Here is an 18926-nt window from a genome sequence, read left to right on the forward strand (position 1 = left end):
GCCGCCGGAGTTCATCCGGACTTCGCCATCGATCTCCCCCCACCGAACAGACGCCGGGAACTCTTGATTCGTTCCAGGAGTCGGTCAGGAAGGGACAATGTGTGCGGGGGATCCTGGACGGGTGGAGTGGAATGGAACGTGCGAATCCGGATGAAACGGGAACGTCTGGCGTAGAGATGCATGCCCGGTCGGAGGCCGCCGATAACCGGCGCGTCCCCGCATCGGCCGTACGTGCGATGAGCACGTTCACCGCCGCCGACGAGGAGAAGCAACGCGGCGTACGGCGGATGAAGATCACCGCGACCGGACTGCTGCTCCTCGTGGCGCTGATCTACGTCCTCGCCAAGGTGGCGGCGCACCAGGGCGCCGGCGAATGGGCGAACTACGTCGCCGCGGCCGCCGAGGCCGGCATGGTCGGCGCGCTCGCCGACTGGTTCGCGGTCACCGCCCTGTTCCGCCACCCCCTCGGCCTGCCCATCCCGCACACCGCGATCATCCCCAACAAGAAGGACCAGCTGGGGGTCTCCCTGGGCGAGTTCGTCGGCGAGAACTTCCTCTCCGAGGACGTCGTACGACAACGCCTGCGCGCCGTCGGCATCGGCAGCCGCCTCGGCGCCTGGCTGGCCGATCCCGAGCACGCCGACCGGGTGACGGCGGAGTTGTCCGCGGCCCTGCGGGGCGCCCTGACGGTCATGCGCGACTCGGACGTCCAGGCCGTCGTCGGAGAGGCGATCACCCGGCGCGCCGACGCCCAGGAGATCGCGCCCGGCATAGGGAAGATGCTGGAGAAGATCGTCGCGGACGGCGGCCACAAGCGGGCCGTCGACCTGATCGTCGCGCGGGCCCAGCACTGGCTGATCCTGCACGACGAGGAGATCATGCACGCGGTCCAGGGCGGCGCCCCCGGCTGGACCCCGAAGTTCGTCGACAAGAGGGTCGGCGAGCGCATCTACAAGGAGCTGCTCCGCTTCGTCACCGAGATGCGCGACATGCCCTCCCACCCGGCCCGCGGCGCCCTCGACCGCTTCCTCACCGACTTCGCCTCCGACCTCCAGTCCGACACGGACACCCGCGCGCGGGTCGAGCGGCTCAAGGGCGAGGTGCTGGGGCGCGGCGAGGTCCAGGACCTGATCGCGTCCGCGTGGACCGCCGTACGCTCGATGATCGTCTCGGCGGCCGAGGACGAGCGCAGCGAACTGCGCCTGCGCGTGCGTGCCTCGCTGCTGTCGCTGGGTGCGCGGATGGCGGTCGAGCCGCGGCTCCAGGCCAAGGTCGACAGCTGGGTGGAGGGCGCGGCGGTGTACGTCGTCACCACCTACCGCAGGGAGATCACGTCCCTGATCACGGACACCGTGGCCGGCTGGGACGCCGAGCACACCACGAAGAAGATCGAGGCACACATCGGACGCGACCTCCAGTTCATCCGGATCAACGGCACGGTGGTGGGCTCGCTGGCCGGGCTGGTGATCTACACGGTGTCGCGGGCGCTGGGGGCGTAGCGGCGGGCGTGGCGGCGGGCGTGGCGGCGGGCGTGGCGGCGGGCGCGACGGGGCGTGGCGCGGGGTAGAACCGGCGTCCTCAGGGCACTCGGCACGGGTTCCGCTCGACGAGGAGGGGGCCCATGACCACCGCAGGTGCCGAGACCGGCCGTACCGTCACCACCGACATCCCCGCCCGCCTCGACCGCCTCCCGTGGTCGCGCTGGCACTGGACGATCGTCATCGGTCTCGGGACCGTGTGGATCCTCGACGGACTGGAAGTCACCGTCGTCGGAAACATCGCGCCCCGCCTCTCCGAACCCGGCAGCGGACTGCCGATCACCTCCGGCCAGGTCACCGGCATGGCCGCCGCCCTGTACGTGGCCGGAGCCTGCCTCGGCGCCCTGTTCTGGGGCCGCCTGACCGACAAGTGGGGCCGCAGGAAACTCTTCATGATCACGCTGGCGGTCTATCTGGCGGCGACGGCCCTGACCGCCCTCTCCTTCGACACCTGGTGGTTCTTCCTCTTCCGCTTCCTCACCGGCTTCGGCATCGGCGGCGAGTACGCGGCGATCAACTCGGCGATCGACGAACTGATCCCGGCTCAGTACCGCGGCCGCGTCGACCTGATGATCAACGGCAGCTTCTGGCTGGGCGCGGTCGGCGGCTCGCTGCTGTCGATCGTCGCGCTGAACACCGCGGTCCTGCCCGCGAACCTCGGCTGGCGGCTGACGTTCGCGCTCGGCGCCGTCCTCGCCCTGGTGATCCTCCTGGTCCGGCGGCACGTCCCGGAGAGCCCGCGCTGGCTGCTGATCCACGGCCGCGACGACGAGGCGGAACGGATCGTGTCCGCCATCGAGCGCGAGGTGGAGGCCGAACGGAACGAGCCGCTGCCGCGCCCCGAGGGCGAGATCACCATCCACCAGCGCCGGAGCGTCTCCTTCCTGGAGATCGGCCGCACGGTCTTCTCGAAGTACCGCAGGCGGGCGGCCCTCGGGTTCTCCCTCTTCATCGGCCAGGCGTTCCTGTACAACGCCATCACCTTCGGCTTCGGCGCGATCCTCACCACGTTCTTCGACGTGCCGAGCGGCAACACCGGCTACTACTTCGCGGTCATCGCGGTCGGCAACTTCCTGGGCCCGCTGCTGCTGGGCAGGTTGTTCGACACGGTCGGCCGCCGGATCATGATCTCCTCGACGTACCTGCTCTCCGGCTTCCTGCTCTTCGGCACGGCCTGGCTGTTCGACCGGGGCTCGCTCAGCGCGACCACGATGACGGCCTGCTGGTGCGCGGTCCTGTTCTTCGCCTCCGCCGGTGCGTCGAGCGCCTACCTCACGGTCTCCGAAGTCTTCCCGATGGAGACCCGCGCGATGTCCATCGCCTTCTTCTACGCCCTCGGCACCGCGGCCGGCGGCATCAGCGGCCCCCTGCTCTTCGCCGACCTCACCGAGACGGGCAGGGTCGGCGACACGGTCCTCGCGTTCCAGATCGGCGCGGCCCTGATGTGCCTGGCGGGCCTGGTCGCGGCGTTCCTCGCGGTCCGCGCGGAACGCCGGTCGCTGGAGGACATCGCACGTCCGCTCACGGCGGTGGCGAAACCGGCCCGTGCGGGGGCGACGGGAGGGTGAAGGTCCGGTCCCGGCTCCCCTCGTGGTGGCAGCCGGAACCGGAGATCGTGACCCTGCGCCCAGTCCCTACTGCGCCTGGGCCCGGGACTCGCGCTGATCACGGCCCCGGCGCCGCAGCAGGAGCAGGCCGCCGGCGAGGGCGGTGATGCCGGTGGCGGCCGTCCAGCCGAGGACGTCGTTCGAACCCGTGGCGGCGAGGTCACCGCTCGCGGCGGCGGACGCGGACGCCGAGGGCGTCACCGCGGTCCCGCCCTGCGGCCGGGCTTGTGACCCCGCACCGGCCGACGCGGCGGCCGAAGCCGACGCCGCCGGGCTCGGCGCACCGCCCGTGCCCGTCCCCGTGGCCTTGTCCCGGGTGAACGCCAGTGTCCCGAAGCCCAGTTGGTCGTATCCGCCGCTGTCGGGGCCGTAGTTCCCGCCGCCGCCCTCCGGGGCGGACCTCGCCGCGATCCGCGTGAGGTACGACGCCGACAGGCCCCGGCGCTTGGTGTAGTGGTTGGCGATCATCGCCCAGATCGGGCGGATCATCTCCGGGTTCACGGGAGCCGCCTCGGTGACGGTCTCCGACCCCGACCAGCCGTTGATCGCGCCCTTCCTGCGGGTGTTCGCGGTGAACGGCACATCCCCGCCCAGGGCCCACTTCGCGACGTACTGGGCGCCCTTGAGGAAGCGGTTGTCGTCGTAGCCGTAGAGGTCGGTGCCCTGGTTCCAGGCCATCTCGCAGAAGGTGCCCATCAGGCCGACGCCGAGCAGCGCGTGCCCCTGGTCGCGGCCCGCCTCCAGCCACTCGGCGAGTCCGTCGTCGTGCACGACGGGGATGGCGTGCTTGATGGAGCCGAGGCCCGCGCCGTGCTTGAAGTACTCCACGGCACGGCCGACCTGGGCCTTGTCGTCGCAGAAGATGCCGGTCGCCAGGACGCAGCACATGTTCGCCAGGTCCCAGTTGGTCCAGTAGTTGCTGACGACGGCGCCGTTGTGCCTGACCAGGAAGTCGTCGCTGAGCGGCGCGAAGGTCCGGGTCAGCATCTCCTGGAACCGGCCGAGCTCGAAGTCGCCGTGATCACGCACGAGTTCGGCCGCGTTGGCGAACTGGTACCCGTACAGGCCCGCCGCGAGGAACCGGTCGGCGCTGCCCTGCACGCTGGTCAGCGTCCCCGACCAGGCGTTGAGGATGCGGACCGCCGCGTCGGCGTGCGCGCTCTCGCCGGTGACGTGCCAGCGCAGGGCGTTCTGGTAGGCGGAGTGGATGTCCTTGTAGAGCGCCGCGTAGTTCTGCGGGGTGCCGCCGCCCCGGTAGACCGTGGCGGCGGGGCGGGGCTGCCAGCCGCTCTGCGCGTGGGGGTTGGCGGCGAGCTTGGCGAACCCGGCCGTGTAGGGCTCCGCGCCCGCCTTCACCTTGGCGGCCATCCGGTCCAGGTCGGCACGGGTGTGCAGCAGGCCGGGGTGCGCGAACGAGGCGCCGGCCGCGGCGGCCGGGGTCGCGAGAGCGGTCGTACCGACGCCGACGCCGACGCCGACGGCTCCGGCGGTCGCACCCGTGGCCTTGAGCATGCTCCGGCGGCTGATCTGTCGTGTCACGTGGCTCATTCCTCGCGTGCCTGGGGCTGGGGACGGAGAGGAGACGGAGCCAGACTGCGGGGGATAACAAAAACTCCGCACACCCCTCAGGGAGCACCACCGATGACCATCCGCAGGATCGTCCCCAACATCCACGTCGGATCCGAGGAGGCGATGACGACGAGCCGGGACTTCTACGGCCTGCTCGGCTTCGAGGAGGCGATGACCCTGTTTTCCGGGGGAGACCCCCAGGCCCCCGGTCCCTGGGTGATGACCATGGCGTCCCCCGCCAACCCCACCGCCCAGATCAGCTTCTTCACCGAGGAACGCACCGGCCCCGTCGTCCCCGACCTGAGCGTGGAGGTCGAGGACGTCGACGCCGTGTACGCGCGGGTGGTGGCGTCGGGCGCGGAGGTCGTACGGGAGCTCCGGGACGAGGAGTGGGGCGTACGGCGCTTCTTCGTACGGGACCCGGGCGGACAGGTGGTGAACGTGCTGAGCCACCGGGCCTAGGGCGATCCGGCGGCCATGGCGACTGCGGCGGCTACGGCGGTCTCGGGGTCCGGCGAGGTCCCGTGCGTACGGCTGGTGTCATGACCCGGCGGAGTCATGTGCCCTGTGCCCACGCCGGTCTCAGGGCCTGGCGGAGTCCCATGACCTACGGCCGGTCTCAGGGCCCGGCGGAATCCTGTGCCCTGTGCCCACGCCGGTCCCAGGACCCCGCGAAATCCTCTGGCCTACGGCGATATCAGCCCCGTCGGTCCGCCACCGCCCAGGACGCCAGGGCCATCGCGCCGGCCACTCCGAACACGGCGGGCCACGCACCCACCTTCTTGGCGAGGGGATGCGAACCGGCGAAGGCGGCGACATACGCGGCGGTCAGGGCGCCCGCGGCCTTTCCGCCCGCCTGCTGTCGCCACTGCTGGGCGGCCGTGGCCCCCGCGACGGCCAGTACGGCCCCGCCGAGCTGCCGCTTCCTGGTCCAGCGGGCTACCCCGTACCCTCCGACCAGCCCGCCGGCGGCGACCACCGCGCTGGGAACCTTCGCCATGACTGCCTCCGAACACCGCGGCCGACCGCTTCAGCCGGGTCTGGACAACCGAGGCTAACCGGCCTGCTGCCTGCGGAACTCGGCCCGGGCCCGCAACTCCGTCAGGTACCCCGAGCCGATCGCGCCCCCGGCGGCGGCGAGGGCGAGCCCGAGGACGGCCGGGTTGACGTACCCCGGCACGTCACCGTTGTCGTAACTCCCGCCGTCGCTCGTCTCGCAGACGAACCCGAGCGGGAGGTACTCGACCCTGTAGCCGGCGATCTCGATGCCCTGCCGGTGCCGTTCCATCCAGCCCGCCGTACGGCAGGACCGGGGCGGTGACGAGTCGGTGCCGCCGTCCTCCGCCGTCATGACGGCACCGCAGACGGCGAGCAGCCCCCACGCGTACAGGGCACACGCGCCCGCACCCGCGAGGGCGGCGAGACCGCGCAGTCCGAAGGGAGCGCTCGCGCGGCGCAGACCGTGGTCGGACAGCGTGCGGCCACCGTATCCGCACAGACCCACGGCGACGATCACCACGATCACGACGAACAGCAGGATCAGCAGGAACACGTGGCCTCCAGATCAGGGCGGAAGACGGCGGGTGCGCCGAGTCCAACAGGGCCCGGCGCACCCGGCTGTGGCGGAGCCCACAGTTCCGGCAACAGCGGTGTCACAGAGCCGGCTTCACCGAAGCGGCCTCACAGCACGTCGGCCAGGCGGTCCACCTGGTCCGGGTCGAGGCCGTAGCAGTAGAGCATCACCTCGTCGGCGCCCAGGTCGGCGAAGGCGGTGATCGCGGCGCGGATCTCGGCGGGCGTGGTGAGCAGGCCGGCGACCATGCGGTCGGCCATGCCGGTGAAGGCGTAGTAGGCGTGCATGCGGGCGTGTGCGTCGTCGAGTACGTCCCGCGGGCCGAGCGCGACGTTCACCTGGGCGACGAGGCGGGGTTCGCCGTCGCGGCCGTACTCCTTCCAGAAGCCGCGGACGGTGTCGAACAGGCCGCCCGCCCAGGAGGGTGCCGCGGCGGCGAGGAAGCCGTCGCCCCAGCGTGCGACGCGTTCGAGGGCGGCTGGCTTGAAGCCGCCGAAGAGGATCTGCGGGCCGCCGATGCGGGCGGGCACCGGGCCGATGGGGCCGACGCCGTCGCCGTAGGGCTCGCCGTGCCACAGGCGGCACATCGTGGCCATCTGCTCGTCCAGGCGCCGCCCCCGGGTGCGAGGGTCGGTGCCCGCGACCCGGTGATCGTCCTCCCGGCCGCCGATGCCCAGGCCGAGGACGAGACGGCCCCCGGTCATCCGGTCCAGCGTGGCCGCCTGCTTGGCCAGCAGGGCGGTGTCCCGCAGCGGGGCGAGCAGCACCTCGGTCTGGACGCGGACGCGTGAGGTGGCGCCGGCGAGGACGGCCAGGGCGACCAGCGGCTCGGGGTTGTCGTACACGAGCCGGTCGAGCAGACCGAGCGTGCTGAAGGGACCGGCGTCGGCGCGCCGGGCCCAGGTGAGAAGGGCGGCCGGGTCGCCGACGGGCAGGCCGATGCCCACATCTGTACCGACGTTCATGAAGGAGCCTCCGAATGAGGGGTCGACAAGGACTGCCGCCCCTCCTGCACCTCGGTGAGGTGGGACGCTCCCGCTCTGCGGCTTCTTTCCGGGGGAACGTCTCTTCGAAGTGAACTCACTGTAGGACGGGCCCGTTTCGGCGGACAAACCATTTGAACCGGACGGGGTGGCGGCGAAAACGCCCTGCCGGGCGGGGCACCGATGGGCCACCATCGCCGGATGCGCCCCCCACAAGCCGCCGAGCCCGCCGCGGAAGCCGCTGACGAGTCTGCCGCCGAGCCCTCCGAAGAACACCCTGACGACCCCTCCGATGACCCCTCCGACGACCCCTCCGATGACCCCTCCGACGGCCCCTCCGGTGACCCCTCCGGTGACCCCTCCGGTGACCCCTCCGGTGACCCCTCCGACGAACCCTCCGAGCACGCCCGCTTCGCCGCCTACACCGTTCAGCTGGCGAACTCCACGCCCGCCGAGGAACCGGCCCTGGTCCGCCGCGTCCTCACCGACCCGGACCGGACGATGGCCGAGTCCGCCGTGACCCGTCACCTGGACCGCCGGGCCGCCGCGATCCACGCCACCTCCGCCTACACCGAACGGGCCGAGTCCATGGCCGCGGCGACGGCCGGTCACGCCTTCCCGGCCGAACGCCTCCGGGAGTGGGCCCTCCTCAGAGCCGTGCACCTGAACCACCCGTGGGACCCCGAGGCCCTGACCCAGGCGTCGTCCAACTGGCTCCAGCTCAAGCTGGCCGAGGCCCCTGCCACGCCGACCCCCGTCCTCACCCTCCTCGCCGGCCAGGGCCGCACCAAGCGGATCCGCCACCAGGCGCGGACGAGCCTCCGGCTACGGTCGGCGGCCTCCTACCAGGGACCAGGGGACTAGGAGGTGCCGCGCTCCAGGACGACCGTCCGCATGCCCCCGGGCCCGCTCTCCTCGTGCCGGACCCGCAGCCCGGCCGTGCGCAGCTGGTCCAGCACCCAGGCGTGGGAGAGGCGGAGCTTGCGGTAACTGCGGGCGGTGAGCGTCCAGCCGGAGGCGTCGGCGTTGCGGGTGTGGAGCAGGTCGTGGACGACGACCGTGTAGTCGTCGTAGTCGTCCGGGTACTCCAGGAAGCAGGTCATGATCCGGTCCGCGGTCGCCCGGACCGGTAGGAAGCGGTCGGTGCCCGTGAGCGGGACCGTCAGGTCGCGGTAGGCGAGAACGGCCGTCCCCCCGGGCGCGAGCGCGGCGGCGACGTCGGCGAAGAGAGCGGCCACATCCCCCCGGGTCGGCAGATGCGTCAACGTGTCACCCAGGCATACGACGGCCCCCGCCGACCCCGGCCGCACCAGTTCCCGAAGAGCGGTCCGCACATCCGCCCGCACCGCGCGTACGGCGGGCACGTCGGCGGCGTGCGCGGCGAGTTCGTCCAGCAGCGGCCGGCTCAGATCGACCGCGAGAACGGAGTCGAAGCCGAGCCCGGCCAGCGCGAGGCTCGCGTGTCCAGGGCCGCACCCCAGATCCACGGCGAGCGCCCCGGCCGTCGCCGAACCGATCGCGCACCCGGGCGTCACACCCCACCCCGAGAGAGCGGCACCCTGTACCGCGGCGAGCGCGTCGAGATCGCCCCCGAGCATCCAGGTGTAGTACTCCGCGAGAAACCGGTCGTAGTGGTCGACGGCCTGGTCGACGGCTTGGTCGACGGCTTGGTCGACGGCCTGGGCAGTGGTCTGGTCAGCGGTCTGGTGAGCGGTCTGGTCAGCGGCTCGGGCGGCGGCGGTCGTCATGGGCGAGGGTCCCTTCGGTCCGGCGGGCGAGGGAAATGTATTGCGTGGTACGGGAGTTGGGCGGCTCGGCCGAACCAAATTCGGAACCCCGGGAAGAATGACGGCCATGGACGACACTGATTCGGCGATCCTCACCCATCTCCAGCGCGATGCACGGCTCACCAACCGCGAACTCGCCCGCAGGGTCGGCATCGCACCCTCCACCTGCCTGGAACGGGTCCGCGCCCTGCGCGCCCGCGGTGTGATCACCGGCTATCACGCGGCCGTACAGCCACGCCTGTTGGGCCGCTCGCTGCAGGCGCTGGTCTTCGCCCGGCTGCGTCCGCTGAGCCGCGAGGTGATCCACGACTTCGAGAGCTATCTCACCCGGCTCCCCGAGGTCGTCTCGGTCTTCGTGGTCTCCGGCGACGACGACTTCCTCGTCCAGGTGGCCGTCCCGGACATCGAGCACCTGCACGCCTTCCTCATGGACCGCTTCAGCGCCCGCCGCGAGGTGGTGAGCTTTCGCAGCTCGGTGATCTACCGGCAGACGGCTACGCGCGTACTGACGCCCATCGAGCCCGACTGAGACTCAGACCCCGTCGAGAAGGGACATGAGAACGGTGTCCAGTTCGGGCCCCAGATCCTCTCTCCCCGGCTCGACGACGGCGTACGACCGCTGGAGAAACCGCCGAAGAGCCGCCGTCCCGAACCGGATCGCGGCCATGCCGTGCGGGGCGTGGAACTCCACGACCGTGCGGGACCGGCCGCACGGTCGTATGCGTACGTCCCCGATCCCGGCCGCCCCGTCGAGCCCCTCCTCCAGCAGCGAGCGGGCGAACGTCCAGGTGACCCCGCGCCCGTCGTCCGAGACATGGGCGGGGAAGTCGAGGTGCACGGCGAAGGGTTCGGTGGCGGTGTAGCGCAGCGTGGGGCGTACCGGCAGCTCCGGGTGGTCGGGGGTGACGAGGCGGGCGCGGACGGACTGTTCGAGAGCGAGGCGCATGGTCTTCTCCGTTGGTGGTGCGGGGTGTGTGCGACCTCTCGACCGCACGGCGAGCACGTTGATTACGCCGAACCGGAACCCAGCGCATGTGATCTAACTCACCCGAACCATTTACTTGAGATTTTAGTCATCTACGCTGACAAACTCGTCCGCGCCCATCAGCCCAGCAGGCAACCGGAGCGTTCCCGCCATGTCCGACGGTTTCCCCAAGGTGCCCGCCCAGGCGACACCTCCCGTGTCCACCACCGCCTCGTACGCCCGTATCTACGAGGAACAGCAGCCGCGCCTGGTCGCGTTCGCGCGCTCGCTCACCCGCAACAACACCTGGGCTGCCGAGGACCTGGTGGCCGAGGCGCACTTCCGCGTCTGGCGGCGGCTGTCGGCGGGGCACGAGATCGAGAACGTACCGGCGTACCTGATGACGACGGTGCGGCACCTGGCGGCGACGGCCGGCGGCGAGGCGCGCGAAACCCCGCACGACCCGCAGGCCGCCGAGCGAGTGGACGTCGCCGCCCACACCGAGGGCGTGGCGGACCCGGCCGAACAGGTCTCCTCCGTCGACCTGTTGGTGCGCGTGCTGGGCCAACTGCCCGAGCGCTGGGTGCAGGCACTGTGGCTGGCGGAGGCCGAGGGCCAGCCGCTGGAGACGGTCGGCCGGCGCATCGGCGCCAAGCAGGGTGCGACGGCCGTACTCCTCCACCGTGCCCGCGAAGGCATGCGGCAGGCATTCCTGCGCTCCCAGACCGGCGCTCCCGACGACCCCGCGTGCGAGGTCCACTGGGTGCGCATGCCGGCCTACGTACGCGGCGGCGCGACGCCCCGCCAGTCGGAACGCCTGCTCGCCCACGTGGACGCCTGCGACGACTGCCGCGGCCGGCTCGCGGTACTCATGCGCGCCAACGACCGGCTGCCCGCGTTCGTCGGTCCGGCCCTGCTGGTCTTCGCCGTCGGCGGCGCGGGCAAGTTCCTGCTGCCGCTGGCCGCCGGGTCCGCCGGCGCCACGGCCGCCCTGAGCGGCCAGCTCGGCACCGCGCTCCACACGGCCCGCCAGGCGGTGACCGGCGGCGGGGCCGGCGGTGCGAAGGTGCCCGCCGCCGTAGCGGCCGGCGCGACCGTCACGGGCATGGCCCTCGCGATGGTCCTCGCCCTGGGCACGGGCGGCTCCACACCGACGCCCACCCCACCACGGGCGCCGCTGGCGGAGGCGCCGGTGGCGCAGCCGTCGGAGGGGACCGGGCCGGGGGAGCGGGTGCCGGGGGAGCCGGACCGTGCTGGTTCGGCCGGGCTGCCCGAGGTGACACAGGCCGACCAGCGCCGGCCGGATGGCGGGGTCGAGGTGCTGGTCGCCGGGTTCGCCGGGGTCGCCGGTCCGGATACGACGGGTGGCGGGGATGCGGCCGAGTCGGGGGATGGAGTTGGGGCTGGGGGTGGGGCTGGGGGTGGGCCGGTGGTGGTCGAGGCCGGTCCGGGGGTCGGGGTCGAGCCGCCGGTCGTCGAGGAGCCGCCGGTCGTCGAGGAGCCGCCGGTCGTCGAGGAGCCGCCGGTCGTTGAGGAGCCTGCACCGAGCCCTGTCCAGCCGGTGACGGAGCCTCCGGTGGAGGAGCCGGGCGGGCCGGGGTATCCGGAGTACCCGGGTGATCCAGGCGATTCCGGTGATCCCGGTGATGCGGGTGGTTCGGGGACAGGCGCGGAGCAGCCGGAGCACTCGCAGCCGGAGGCCGAGGGGCCGCCGGAGGCCGAGGTGCCGCCGGAGGCCCAGGCGCCGCCGGAGGGCCCTGGAGCCCCGGAGGCGGAGGCTCCCGAGACGCCGTCGTCGCCTACAACTCCCGTAGAGCCAGAGCCGGTTGAGAATGAAACACCTGAGGCCCCGCAGACGCCGGACAGCCCCACCCCGCCGGTGGTGACGGACCCCGCGCCCACCCCGCAGCCAACGCCCGGGGACCCCGGAGACAACTGCGGGAACTGACGAGGCCGAGGACGAAGACGACCGACTGACTGACCCACGCGGGCCGCGCCGGCCACCCCCTGCTACCCCTTGGCGCGGCCCGCGTCGGCGTTGCGCCGGGAGTCCGCCGTACGAGTTCAGTTGGAGTCGGAACCCGACCCCGGCCCGGAGTCCGAGCCGCCCAGGGCGGAGATGTCCGAGCCCGAGCTCTGACGGGAACGCCCCGACCCCCGTACCAACTTGCCCACGCCCAGGGTCACCGCGGCCACCGCGCGCACCCAGCCCGGCCCGCCCCGAGACGCCCACACGACACAGACGCATCCCCCGACGGTGAGCACGAGAACACCGACCAGCGCGAGCACGATCATGCTCATCCCCTTCGTTCACTACGGTCGGCGCAATCCTCTCAGCCGATACGGCGCCCGAACCCAGCCCCCTCGAAGCCTCCCCGAACCCCGTACGTCAGGACCGCAGTGGCACGCGCCAGTACTGCCGCTGCTTCTCATCACGTACGACGACGCCGAGCCTCAGCAGCTCCCCGCGCAGTTCCCGTGCGTCCTCGGAGCCCTGTTCCTTCTTCCGGGCCACCTCGCGAGCCCTCAGCAACGCGTCCGCCCCGTCGGGCAGCCCGGGCATCCCGGGAACCCAGCGCCGGAACTCCCCCTGATGCGGATCCTCGTCCGCCCACCGGTAGCCGTGCGCGGCGAAGGCATCGGCCAGCCGCGTCCAGGACAGATCGCAGCGCTCCCGCGCGATCTCCATCCCGTCCGGCCCGAGCAGCACGAGCTGCTTGCCGTCCCGCACCGCCAAGGCGATCTCGTCGTGCCCGAACTCCTGCGAGGAGTCCCTGACACCGAGGACCACCCGCCCGGAGGACACACTCACCGACAGCGACTCATGCACCGCGATGAACCCGAGGAACAGCCCCAGCAGGGCTCCCACCGCGACGCCGCCGAGGGTGAGCCAGGGCTCCGGGACGGAGGTCACCAGCTTGGCCGGCCCTTGCAACGGCGCCCACGACAACGTCACGAGCCACTCGGCGAGAAGGGTGACCAACCAGCCGACGCCCGCCCCGCACGCCACGCAAAAGAGAGTCAGAAACCATGGCGACTCGGCGAGTACGGTGACCTTCCCGCCCGAACGGCCCTCACCCCGAAGGCCCTCCATCCCCGCCGCACCATCGTTGTCCCCCGTGGCCATGCCGCTCCCACTTTCCCGCAGTCGTGTTCCCGTTCGCCGGTCCGGCGTAGTCACGTCCCGGCCCCAGCCCGCCTCAGCCCCAGTCTGGCGCAGCTCCGAACCGAGTCTGCCGAGCCGCCGGAGGCCCTGCCATCGGCCGAAGGTCTACGCCGTACGACTTTGGTCGACCGATGCCCTCCTCCCCATGGACCACCCGGGTGCCCGGGCGGGCGACCGGCCAGCCAGCCAGAACAGCTGGCAGACGCAAGCGGGGACCCCGCTGCCCGAGCTTGTCGCCCGGGCACCGGGGCCCCTGTCGATGAACTACGCGACGGAACGCGGATTGCTCAGTGGTGGCAACTGGAGCCGACGTGGTTGATTTGCGCGCCGGGGTGTCCCTCACCGTTGAGCAGATTGCCCGCAAGGCCGTTGAGCGCTCCGACCTGACCGAGAATGCTGAGGTCAAAGTCGTGCGACTTACAACCGCCATGACCGTCGTATGCAGGCTGTGCGGTGGCGGTGCCGGTGGCTATGAGGCTCAGAGTCCCGACCATGGCGGCCGCGACAGCGGCCTTCTGAAGCTTGCGCATTTCTCCTCCTTGGGTCGAGTTAGAGCGCACACCTAAAGATCCACATTGCGCTCAATTCGGAGGCTAATCCGATATCTCCCCGAGCGCTCATCGGGACTGCCATACGGGCCACGCCCATGAGGCCTAATCAGCTTCGAGGGCTGTGAGACCCCGTCAGCTGGGCGGGGTGGTCATGAGGGGGCATCAGCTGCGGCGGCCGTCGAAGGGATCTGCCCACTCGGCAAGCAAGCGCCTCGCCGCGTCCCCGGCACACGCGCGCTTCGTAAGAGAGCCAAAGATCCGGTCGTACTGGGCAATGTCGATCGCCTCGCGCAGCACCACCCGCCCGGTGAACACCTCCAACGTGGCGAGGCTGGCGTCGTACAACGTGAAGGTGTTGAACGGAACCTCGGCGACCCGGCCTGCCAGCGGAAGCACCTTGATATCGATGTTCGGGCGATGAGAGAGGGACACGAGGTGCTCGACCTGCCGGGCCATGACAGCTTCCTCGCACAGCTGCCAACGGATGGCCGACTCGGTGAGCAGAAACTCAAACCGTTTGTCGAGGTCGTCGAGTACGGCCTGACGCTCTAGCTTGCGCGCGATCACTTGCTCGACATCTTTGCTGACGACGGACGAGGTCCGTGTCATCACCTGCCGCATGTACTCGGCCGTCTGGATCAGTCCGGTGGGAATCGCGGGAAGGAAATACCGCAGACATGAGGCACCCCTTTCCAGCAGGGCGAGTTCACGTTGCACGTCATCTGTATCGGGTACCGGTTCAAACCTCATCTGATCTCCCTTGTTCAGTCGCCCGCCCATGTGATGCGGCCGGTCATCAGGACCTCGTGGTTGGCGTACAGCGCGTCGAGTTCGAGCTGCCGACGCACGTATGCCGTCCATGTGACGTCTGCCAAGTCGCCGTATGCCGAGGATGTCACCACCCGAGCGCGGCCCGCCTGGGTGAGAATCCAACGGGCCTGTTCCTGCCCGTTGTTACGTCCACCGAGATCGCGGGCGAGGTTCCACAGCTCCTCGCCGTCGCTGTGTTCGTCCACGACAGCGACAAGTCCGATGTCGCCCAGGCAGCGCTTGTCGCTGGACTGCGTCGTATAGGCCACAGAAAGGCCTTCGAGGGGAAAGAGGGTCACGCGCCCGGTGGCGGTCAGTTCGGTCAGCGGCACAGCTTGGTGTCCGTTTCTGGCCAGAGACGGGCGAGCCGGCTCGGGGGAGACGGCCCGCCCTAGCGGGGATGGCGGTGAAGGTGATCAGCAGCAGGGGCCGTCGCCGCAGCAAGCGGGCGGGTTGCAATCGGCGGCGGTACCCCACAGCCGTTCGTCGACTCCGAATCCGGCCGTGCGGATCCGCCGCACGACGTCGGTCATCAGGCCTCGTGTGCGGGTCTTGCTGTTCGGCTGGTGGTGCAGGAAGTAGCCGAACTGTTTCTGGCACCAGTTGGCGTACCAGTCGGTGTGCAGGATCAGCGTGTGCCAACCGGGGTCGACCTGCTGGGACGGAGCCATGGCGGCTCCTGAGCGGGTCGTGCCCATGACGTAGACGAGGGCGAGGGCCTGGTCGAGGACCCGGTCGGCGACGCAGCGCTCAAGGCCGTACTCGTCGGCGCAGAACGCGGCGAGGGTGTCGAACTCGGTGCCGGTGACGAGCGAGCGGCCGGTGCGCGGTTGTACCGCGACGGTGGTGGTCATCGTCGCGCCACTCCCTTGGCGATGGCGCGGCTGGTGGATACGGCCGTGACCAGGCGTTGATCGGGTCGGAACAGGCGTGTGTGGAGCACGAGTTCACCTCACGGTCGGAGGACTGTCGGGTTGCCCTCTGTCGTAGTTCCGGTTGCGTGTCGTGTTCTTCGGAGAGGGGACTGCTGCACTTGCCGCGTGAGGTGCAGCAGGCTGGCTTGTACGCAGTGGGAAGGGAGAGTGAGACCGGTGACGCAGCCGAACGACGGTGCTGCTGAAGGCATGTTGGTCCGGCTTGCGTGTTGCCCACAGGGGTTCAGAGCCGTGTGCCAATCGCGATCCGGTCGTTGCCTGTCGGACGCACCATCGCCAGGAGCACGATCTTCAAGCGGCGCTCGTTCAGGTGGCGAACGGCGGCCAAGTGGCACTGTCGAACGCCGACGATCGATAAGACCAGCCCGAGAAACGCCCGCTCGACTTCATCGAGCCCGAGCGTGTACATGCGTCCGGCCAAGCTCGCCCACCGGCACGTCATGACGCCGTCTTCCGTCGTCACGAGCGCGGCCCGGACGTTGCTCAGGGCGGGGAGTTCCTCTTCCTCGGCCAGGCACTGCACTGCGGTGCGCTCGCGGAGACTGGCGGCAGAGCGTGCGAGAAGCTCACCGAGCGAAGGGGCATCGGGCTCGTCGGCCGTCGCACCGGCGGCAGTTGTGTCGGGCGTCAGCATCCGAGTGCCTCCACCTGGACACACCCGCTGCTACCCAAAGCCGCGCTCAGCGCAGTCGGGTCGGTAAGGCGGCCCGAGCCGTCCGGACTCTCCAGCCGCGTGCGCTCGTTGATCGAGTACAGGACTGGTCGGCACTCAAGCTGCCAGCTCGACGGATGCACGGTCAGCTGCAGTGCGTGATCCAGCTCTTCAGCGAGGCATGGAGGCACGAGCCACCAGGCCCGGCCCGTCGGCGAGTCCACCGGAACGGGGCCGAGTCGCTCTCTGTCTACACACGCCATGGCGGCCTTGACGGACGGAATCAAGGGGGCTTCGACTACACGCCGGTGTTCGCCGACCGGGATCCGCGCGAACTTGTCTGCGGCCCACGCACGACACAACGCACTGGGATTACGAGTGCAGGACAGAAGCCGGTCCTGGCCTGCTTGCCGGAGTGACCGGATGAGTTTCGTGGCCATGACCAGGACGTTAGGCAGTTCAATTGCGCACCCGTGCAGTGATTGCGTCTGATTGCGCCGCTGACTGGCGTGCTTGCGGCTGCTTGCTCACGCAAGGTCCAGAGACGCCCGCGCTCGGCCGACGAGACGGCGCGCCGACGTCCCGTACTCAGCGGATTCCGAAAGCCAGACCCACGCCCTTTCGTACAGCTGGATGTCGTCCTCGCCCGTGAGCCATAGCTCTTCGCTGATCGTCTCGACGATGACCAGCCTGCGGTCGTAAATCCAGAAGCCGTGGGGAGCGGTACGGCGCAGCTGAGCGCCGAACGGAAGAATGCCGAGCTCAATCCGACGCTGGCCGACCAGGTTGTACAGACGATCCAGTTGCTCAGCCATCACGTCTGCCGGGCATGACCGGTGGTAAAGCGCTGCCTCGCATACGAGGAACATGAACGTCTTCTCGGGGTCGTACAGCGCTTCCTGGCGACGCATCCGGGCTTCGACGGCGGCCTCTGTGGTCGGCGGGATACCCCGGAACTCGGCGTTCGCCTCAAAGATGACGCGGGCGTACTCCGGCGTCTGGAACAGCCCAGGTATGCGCGACACCTCAAGTCCGCGGATAGCCTTCGTGGCCTGGGTTTGGCGCACGGCGATCTCTTGGCGGCCGCGGTGCCCGCCGGCAAGTTGGCGCCGCCAGGAGCGGTGGCGTTGCTTCATCTCCAGACCTGCCCGAAGCCCTTGGAGCTCAGCCTCGACGTCCGGCCGACCGCAACCTTGCGCCCAGGCGGTCAGGTCGGCCGCCGAAGGGGTCTGCTTGCCGTTCTGGAGCCGGGAGACCTTCGAGGTCTGCCAGCCAGCTCTGGCAGCGAGATCCTTGCCTTCCAGGCCCGCCTCGGTGCGCAGCTCACGAAGCCGCGCCCCGAGTGCCTCTCTGGCGGTCTGATAGTCCGTGCTCACACGGTGGAACGTACCCGCCTTGCGAAGTCTTCGGTGCGGACGGCGTGGTGCCAGGCGGCGTCGCGGGCTTGGCAGGCGGCGAGAACTTCAGCCGGGTCCTGGCTGACGTACACGCCCAGGGTGGTGTCTTCGTCGTCGAACGCGAAGCGGGCGAGGACCTTGGAGTCGAAGAGCCAGAAGTCGTACTCCGGCAGCCGCAATCCCTGGGACTGGGTACGTGTCAGATAGCGGATGTCCTCGCCTGCCGAGATGTTGCTTGGCGCACTGGCGAGGAGGAATTCCTGTCCCTGGGTGGGCGGGTCGTCGACCAGCCGGACCCGTTCGAACCGCTTGCCCTGCGTCGTCTGCGCGCGGACGTTGTCGCGCCAGGCGTTATCGGGGCCGCGCGCGATGTCCTCGCCGGCGAGGAACCGCGGCCACTTCGGGCTGTTGCGGTCGGAGGCGTAGCCACGTCGTGTCTCCAGCCGCCAGGCTGTGTGTTTGAAGTCGCTGAAGAGGTGGGAGATCGCGGCGAAGGGCTGGAGTTCGGGGGCGTCGTTCCTCGGTGCGTAACGGGTCAGCAGGCTGCGCGGGACGCGGACGAAGGTCTCGGACCCTTTGACGTCCCGCAACTGGGCCAGGTGCTCCGGGTTGGTCTCCCGCTCGCCCTGGACGAGGATCTCGTCCGTGTCCTCGATGTCGTAAAGGGTGGGGCAGTCGCCGTCGTCGCTGGTTGTGCCGATGAACCTGAGCGTCATTTTGCCCTCCAGCTGTGTTGGGTGATGATCCAGGATGCGATTAGCGGGTTCTGGCGTGCTCATGGATTGCAGCAGATTGCGTCTGCGGGGACGGAGGCGTGGGTTGCGCGCAACTGAGGCAGCGTGCTGTGCCGTTGATCTGGGAGATCACGTGCGGCAGTTCGAGAAGGCTGTTCACAGGGAAGGCCGGTGGTTACTCCATCCTCGACTTGCGGACTTCGCTGCGGTCTGGACGGAGTGGACCGAGCAGGTTCCCGAGCCTGGAACCTGTTCAGCTTCTGCCGGAGCGTCTCCAGTTCCTGCTTGGCTCCGAGAGCCTTCATCCGATCTGCCGCCCGCGTAGGCCGCGATCACGCCGCTCACTGATCCTGAGCCTCCTGCTTCAACCGCCTCGTGAGGTCAGTGCCCTCCTGCACGGCGATGTCGAAGTTGGGATCCAGGTAGAGCCGGATTCTGCCCCGGTAGTCGACGATCACGGTAGCGACGGCATTGAAGTCCGTCTGCGACGAACCCTCCAGTGCACGCTGAAGATCTTCTTCAAAGGACTCTCGGTCGCCCGGAAAGCCGTGTCCGGACCTCAGAGCTGCTCGAATGTTGCCGACGGTATGCAACGGCAGCGCCGCTGGTCCGGGCGTCTCCGCGCGCTGTGCGTTCACGATCGCCAGTTCCTTGCTGTCT

General features: G+C 70.0%; 22 protein-coding genes. 6 read left to right on the forward strand and 16 right to left on the reverse strand.

Features of this window, described 5'->3' with window-relative positions:
- The first annotated feature begins 236 nt into the window (after window positions 1-236).
- Both ACFU95_RS04485 and ACFU95_RS04490 read left to right on the forward strand, forming a co-directional pair.
- Window positions 237-1499: a DUF445 domain-containing protein gene (locus tag ACFU95_RS04485; protein ID WP_383821553.1), complete on the forward strand. Its 1263-nt coding sequence runs from the start codon at window positions 237-239 to the stop codon at window positions 1497-1499.
- A 122-nt stretch (window positions 1500-1621) separates the two neighbouring features.
- Window positions 1622-3106 carry an MFS transporter gene (locus tag ACFU95_RS04490; protein WP_383821555.1) on the forward strand — a complete coding sequence of 495 codons (1485 nt, stop codon included), beginning with the start codon at window positions 1622-1624 and terminating at the stop codon, window positions 3104-3106.
- A 66-nt stretch (window positions 3107-3172) separates the two neighbouring features.
- Here the strand turns inward: ACFU95_RS04490 and ACFU95_RS04495 are convergent, their stop codons facing one another.
- Window positions 3173-4657: an alginate lyase family protein gene (locus tag ACFU95_RS04495; protein ID WP_383822236.1), complete on the reverse strand. Its 1485-nt coding sequence runs from the start codon at window positions 4655-4657 to the stop codon at window positions 3173-3175.
- Window positions 4658-4786: 129 nt separating this feature from the next.
- On the opposite strand from ACFU95_RS04495, the gene ACFU95_RS04500 reads away from it, so the two are divergent.
- On the forward strand, window positions 4787-5176 hold the full coding sequence (locus tag ACFU95_RS04500; RefSeq protein WP_383821559.1) for a VOC family protein: 390 nt from the start codon (window positions 4787-4789) through the stop codon (window positions 5174-5176).
- 235 nt (window positions 5177-5411) lie between these two features.
- Here ACFU95_RS04500 and ACFU95_RS04505 read toward each other — a convergent pair whose 3' ends face one another.
- The 3 genes from ACFU95_RS04505 to ACFU95_RS04515 form a co-directional block, all read right to left on the reverse strand.
- On the reverse strand, window positions 5412-5714 hold the full coding sequence (locus ACFU95_RS04505) for a hypothetical protein (protein ID WP_383821563.1): 303 nt from the start codon (window positions 5712-5714) through the stop codon (window positions 5412-5414).
- 54 nt (window positions 5715-5768) lie between these two features.
- A complete protein-coding gene (locus ACFU95_RS04510; protein WP_383821566.1) occupies window positions 5769-6266 on the reverse strand; it encodes a hypothetical protein in 498 nt (165 codons plus the stop codon).
- Between the two features lie 128 nt (window positions 6267-6394).
- Window positions 6395-7252, reverse strand: coding sequence for an LLM class flavin-dependent oxidoreductase (locus ACFU95_RS04515; RefSeq protein WP_383821569.1), 858 nt, complete (start codon window positions 7250-7252; stop codon window positions 6395-6397).
- Between the two features lie 219 nt (window positions 7253-7471).
- Here ACFU95_RS04515 and ACFU95_RS04520 point away from each other — a divergent pair, with 219 nt between their 5' ends.
- Window positions 7472-8134, forward strand: coding sequence for a PT domain-containing protein (locus ACFU95_RS04520; protein ID WP_383821572.1), 663 nt, complete (start codon window positions 7472-7474; stop codon window positions 8132-8134).
- Here the strand turns inward: ACFU95_RS04520 and ACFU95_RS04525 are convergent.
- Entirely contained in the window at window positions 8131-9018 is an 888-nt protein-coding gene (locus ACFU95_RS04525; protein WP_383821574.1) for a class I SAM-dependent methyltransferase, read from the reverse strand. The genes ACFU95_RS04520 and ACFU95_RS04525 overlap by 4 nt on opposite strands.
- A gap of 106 nt (window positions 9019-9124) precedes the next feature.
- Here ACFU95_RS04525 and ACFU95_RS04530 point away from each other — a divergent pair, with 106 nt between their 5' ends.
- The gene (locus ACFU95_RS04530) at window positions 9125-9586 is read left to right on the forward strand and encodes an Lrp/AsnC family transcriptional regulator (protein ID WP_383821577.1); all 462 of its coding nucleotides are present in this window, start codon (window positions 9125-9127) and stop codon (window positions 9584-9586) included.
- 3 nt (window positions 9587-9589) lie between these two features.
- Here the strand turns inward: ACFU95_RS04530 and ACFU95_RS04535 are convergent, their stop codons facing one another.
- The gene (locus ACFU95_RS04535) at window positions 9590-10003 is read right to left on the reverse strand and encodes an SsgA family sporulation/cell division regulator (protein ID WP_383821579.1); all 414 of its coding nucleotides are present in this window, start codon (window positions 10001-10003) and stop codon (window positions 9590-9592) included.
- 190 nt (window positions 10004-10193) lie between these two features.
- On the opposite strand from ACFU95_RS04535, the gene ACFU95_RS04540 reads away from it, so the two are divergent.
- On the forward strand, window positions 10194-11969 hold the full coding sequence (locus ACFU95_RS04540; protein WP_383821582.1) for a sigma-70 family RNA polymerase sigma factor: 1776 nt from the start codon (window positions 10194-10196) through the stop codon (window positions 11967-11969).
- 116 nt (window positions 11970-12085) lie between these two features.
- Here ACFU95_RS04540 and ACFU95_RS04545 read toward each other — a convergent pair whose 3' ends face one another.
- From ACFU95_RS04545 to ACFU95_RS04590, 10 genes are all read right to left on the reverse strand, one after another.
- Window positions 12086-12316: a hypothetical protein gene (locus ACFU95_RS04545; protein WP_383821585.1), complete on the reverse strand. Its 231-nt coding sequence runs from the start codon at window positions 12314-12316 to the stop codon at window positions 12086-12088.
- 94 nt (window positions 12317-12410) lie between these two features.
- Window positions 12411-13031 (reverse strand): hypothetical protein, encoded by a 621-nt coding sequence (locus ACFU95_RS04550; RefSeq protein WP_383821587.1) that lies wholly within the window; start codon window positions 13029-13031, stop codon window positions 12411-12413.
- A 443-nt stretch (window positions 13032-13474) separates the two neighbouring features.
- Window positions 13475-13717, reverse strand: coding sequence for a hypothetical protein (locus ACFU95_RS04555; protein ID WP_383821589.1), 243 nt, complete (start codon window positions 13715-13717; stop codon window positions 13475-13477).
- A 183-nt stretch (window positions 13718-13900) separates the two neighbouring features.
- Entirely contained in the window at window positions 13901-14455 is a 555-nt protein-coding gene (locus ACFU95_RS04560) for a DUF5753 domain-containing protein (RefSeq protein ID WP_383821592.1), read from the reverse strand.
- A gap of 47 nt (window positions 14456-14502) precedes the next feature.
- The gene (locus tag ACFU95_RS04565) at window positions 14503-14880 is read right to left on the reverse strand and encodes a hypothetical protein (protein ID WP_383821595.1); all 378 of its coding nucleotides are present in this window, start codon (window positions 14878-14880) and stop codon (window positions 14503-14505) included.
- An 84-nt stretch (window positions 14881-14964) separates the two neighbouring features.
- The gene (locus tag ACFU95_RS04570) at window positions 14965-15402 is read right to left on the reverse strand and encodes a hypothetical protein (protein ID WP_383821597.1); all 438 of its coding nucleotides are present in this window, start codon (window positions 15400-15402) and stop codon (window positions 14965-14967) included.
- A 304-nt stretch (window positions 15403-15706) separates the two neighbouring features.
- A complete protein-coding gene (locus tag ACFU95_RS04575) occupies window positions 15707-16117 on the reverse strand; it encodes a hypothetical protein (RefSeq protein WP_383821600.1) in 411 nt (136 codons plus the stop codon).
- A gap of 545 nt (window positions 16118-16662) precedes the next feature.
- Window positions 16663-17511 (reverse strand): helix-turn-helix domain-containing protein, encoded by an 849-nt coding sequence (locus tag ACFU95_RS04580; RefSeq protein WP_383821602.1) that lies wholly within the window; start codon window positions 17509-17511, stop codon window positions 16663-16665.
- Window positions 17508-18248, reverse strand: a complete 741-nt coding sequence (locus ACFU95_RS04585) for a DUF6879 family protein (RefSeq protein WP_383821605.1) — start codon at window positions 18246-18248, stop codon at window positions 17508-17510. The genes ACFU95_RS04580 and ACFU95_RS04585 overlap by 4 nt, the downstream gene beginning before the upstream one ends.
- Window positions 18249-18607: 359 nt before the next feature.
- Window positions 18608-18904 carry a hypothetical protein gene (locus ACFU95_RS04590; protein WP_383821608.1) on the reverse strand — a complete coding sequence of 99 codons (297 nt, stop codon included), beginning with the start codon at window positions 18902-18904 and terminating at the stop codon, window positions 18608-18610.
- Window positions 18905-18926 lie beyond the last annotated feature (22 nt).

The organism is Streptomyces sp. NPDC057623, from assembly GCF_042800355.1.
Taxonomy (GTDB): Bacteria; Actinomycetota; Actinomycetes; order Streptomycetales; family Streptomycetaceae; genus Streptomyces.

Excerpts from the sequence above, each read along its gene's own strand:
- ACFU95_RS04485 (WP_383821553.1), top strand. The coding sequence starts at position 237 with ATGAGCACGTTCACCGCCGCCGACGAGGAGAAGCAACGCGGCGTACGG.
- ACFU95_RS04490 (WP_383821555.1), top strand. The coding sequence starts at position 1,622 with ATGACCACCGCAGGTGCCGAGACCGGCCGTACCGTCACCACCGACATC.
- ACFU95_RS04495 (WP_383822236.1), bottom strand. The coding sequence starts at position 4,657 with ATGCTCAAGGCCACGGGTGCGACCGCCGGAGCCGTCGGCGTCGGCGTC.
- ACFU95_RS04500 (WP_383821559.1), top strand. The coding sequence starts at position 4,787 with ATGACCATCCGCAGGATCGTCCCCAACATCCACGTCGGATCCGAGGAG.
- ACFU95_RS04505 (WP_383821563.1), bottom strand. The coding sequence starts at position 5,714 with ATGGCGAAGGTTCCCAGCGCGGTGGTCGCCGCCGGCGGGCTGGTCGGA.
- ACFU95_RS04515 (WP_383821569.1), bottom strand. The coding sequence starts at position 7,252 with ATGAACGTCGGTACAGATGTGGGCATCGGCCTGCCCGTCGGCGACCCG.
- ACFU95_RS04520 (WP_383821572.1), top strand. The coding sequence starts at position 7,472 with ATGCGCCCCCCACAAGCCGCCGAGCCCGCCGCGGAAGCCGCTGACGAG.
- ACFU95_RS04525 (WP_383821574.1), bottom strand. The coding sequence starts at position 9,018 with ATGACGACCGCCGCCGCCCGAGCCGCTGACCAGACCGCTCACCAGACC.
- ACFU95_RS04530 (WP_383821577.1), top strand. The coding sequence starts at position 9,125 with ATGGACGACACTGATTCGGCGATCCTCACCCATCTCCAGCGCGATGCA.
- ACFU95_RS04535 (WP_383821579.1), bottom strand. The coding sequence starts at position 10,003 with ATGCGCCTCGCTCTCGAACAGTCCGTCCGCGCCCGCCTCGTCACCCCC.
- ACFU95_RS04540 (WP_383821582.1), top strand. The coding sequence starts at position 10,194 with ATGTCCGACGGTTTCCCCAAGGTGCCCGCCCAGGCGACACCTCCCGTG.
- ACFU95_RS04545 (WP_383821585.1), bottom strand. The coding sequence starts at position 12,316 with ATGATCGTGCTCGCGCTGGTCGGTGTTCTCGTGCTCACCGTCGGGGGA.
- ACFU95_RS04555 (WP_383821589.1), bottom strand. The coding sequence starts at position 13,717 with ATGCGCAAGCTTCAGAAGGCCGCTGTCGCGGCCGCCATGGTCGGGACT.
- ACFU95_RS04570 (WP_383821597.1), bottom strand. The coding sequence starts at position 15,402 with ATGACCACCACCGTCGCGGTACAACCGCGCACCGGCCGCTCGCTCGTC.
- ACFU95_RS04575 (WP_383821600.1), bottom strand. The coding sequence starts at position 16,117 with ATGCTGACGCCCGACACAACTGCCGCCGGTGCGACGGCCGACGAGCCC.
- ACFU95_RS04585 (WP_383821605.1), bottom strand. The coding sequence starts at position 18,248 with ATGACGCTCAGGTTCATCGGCACAACCAGCGACGACGGCGACTGCCCC.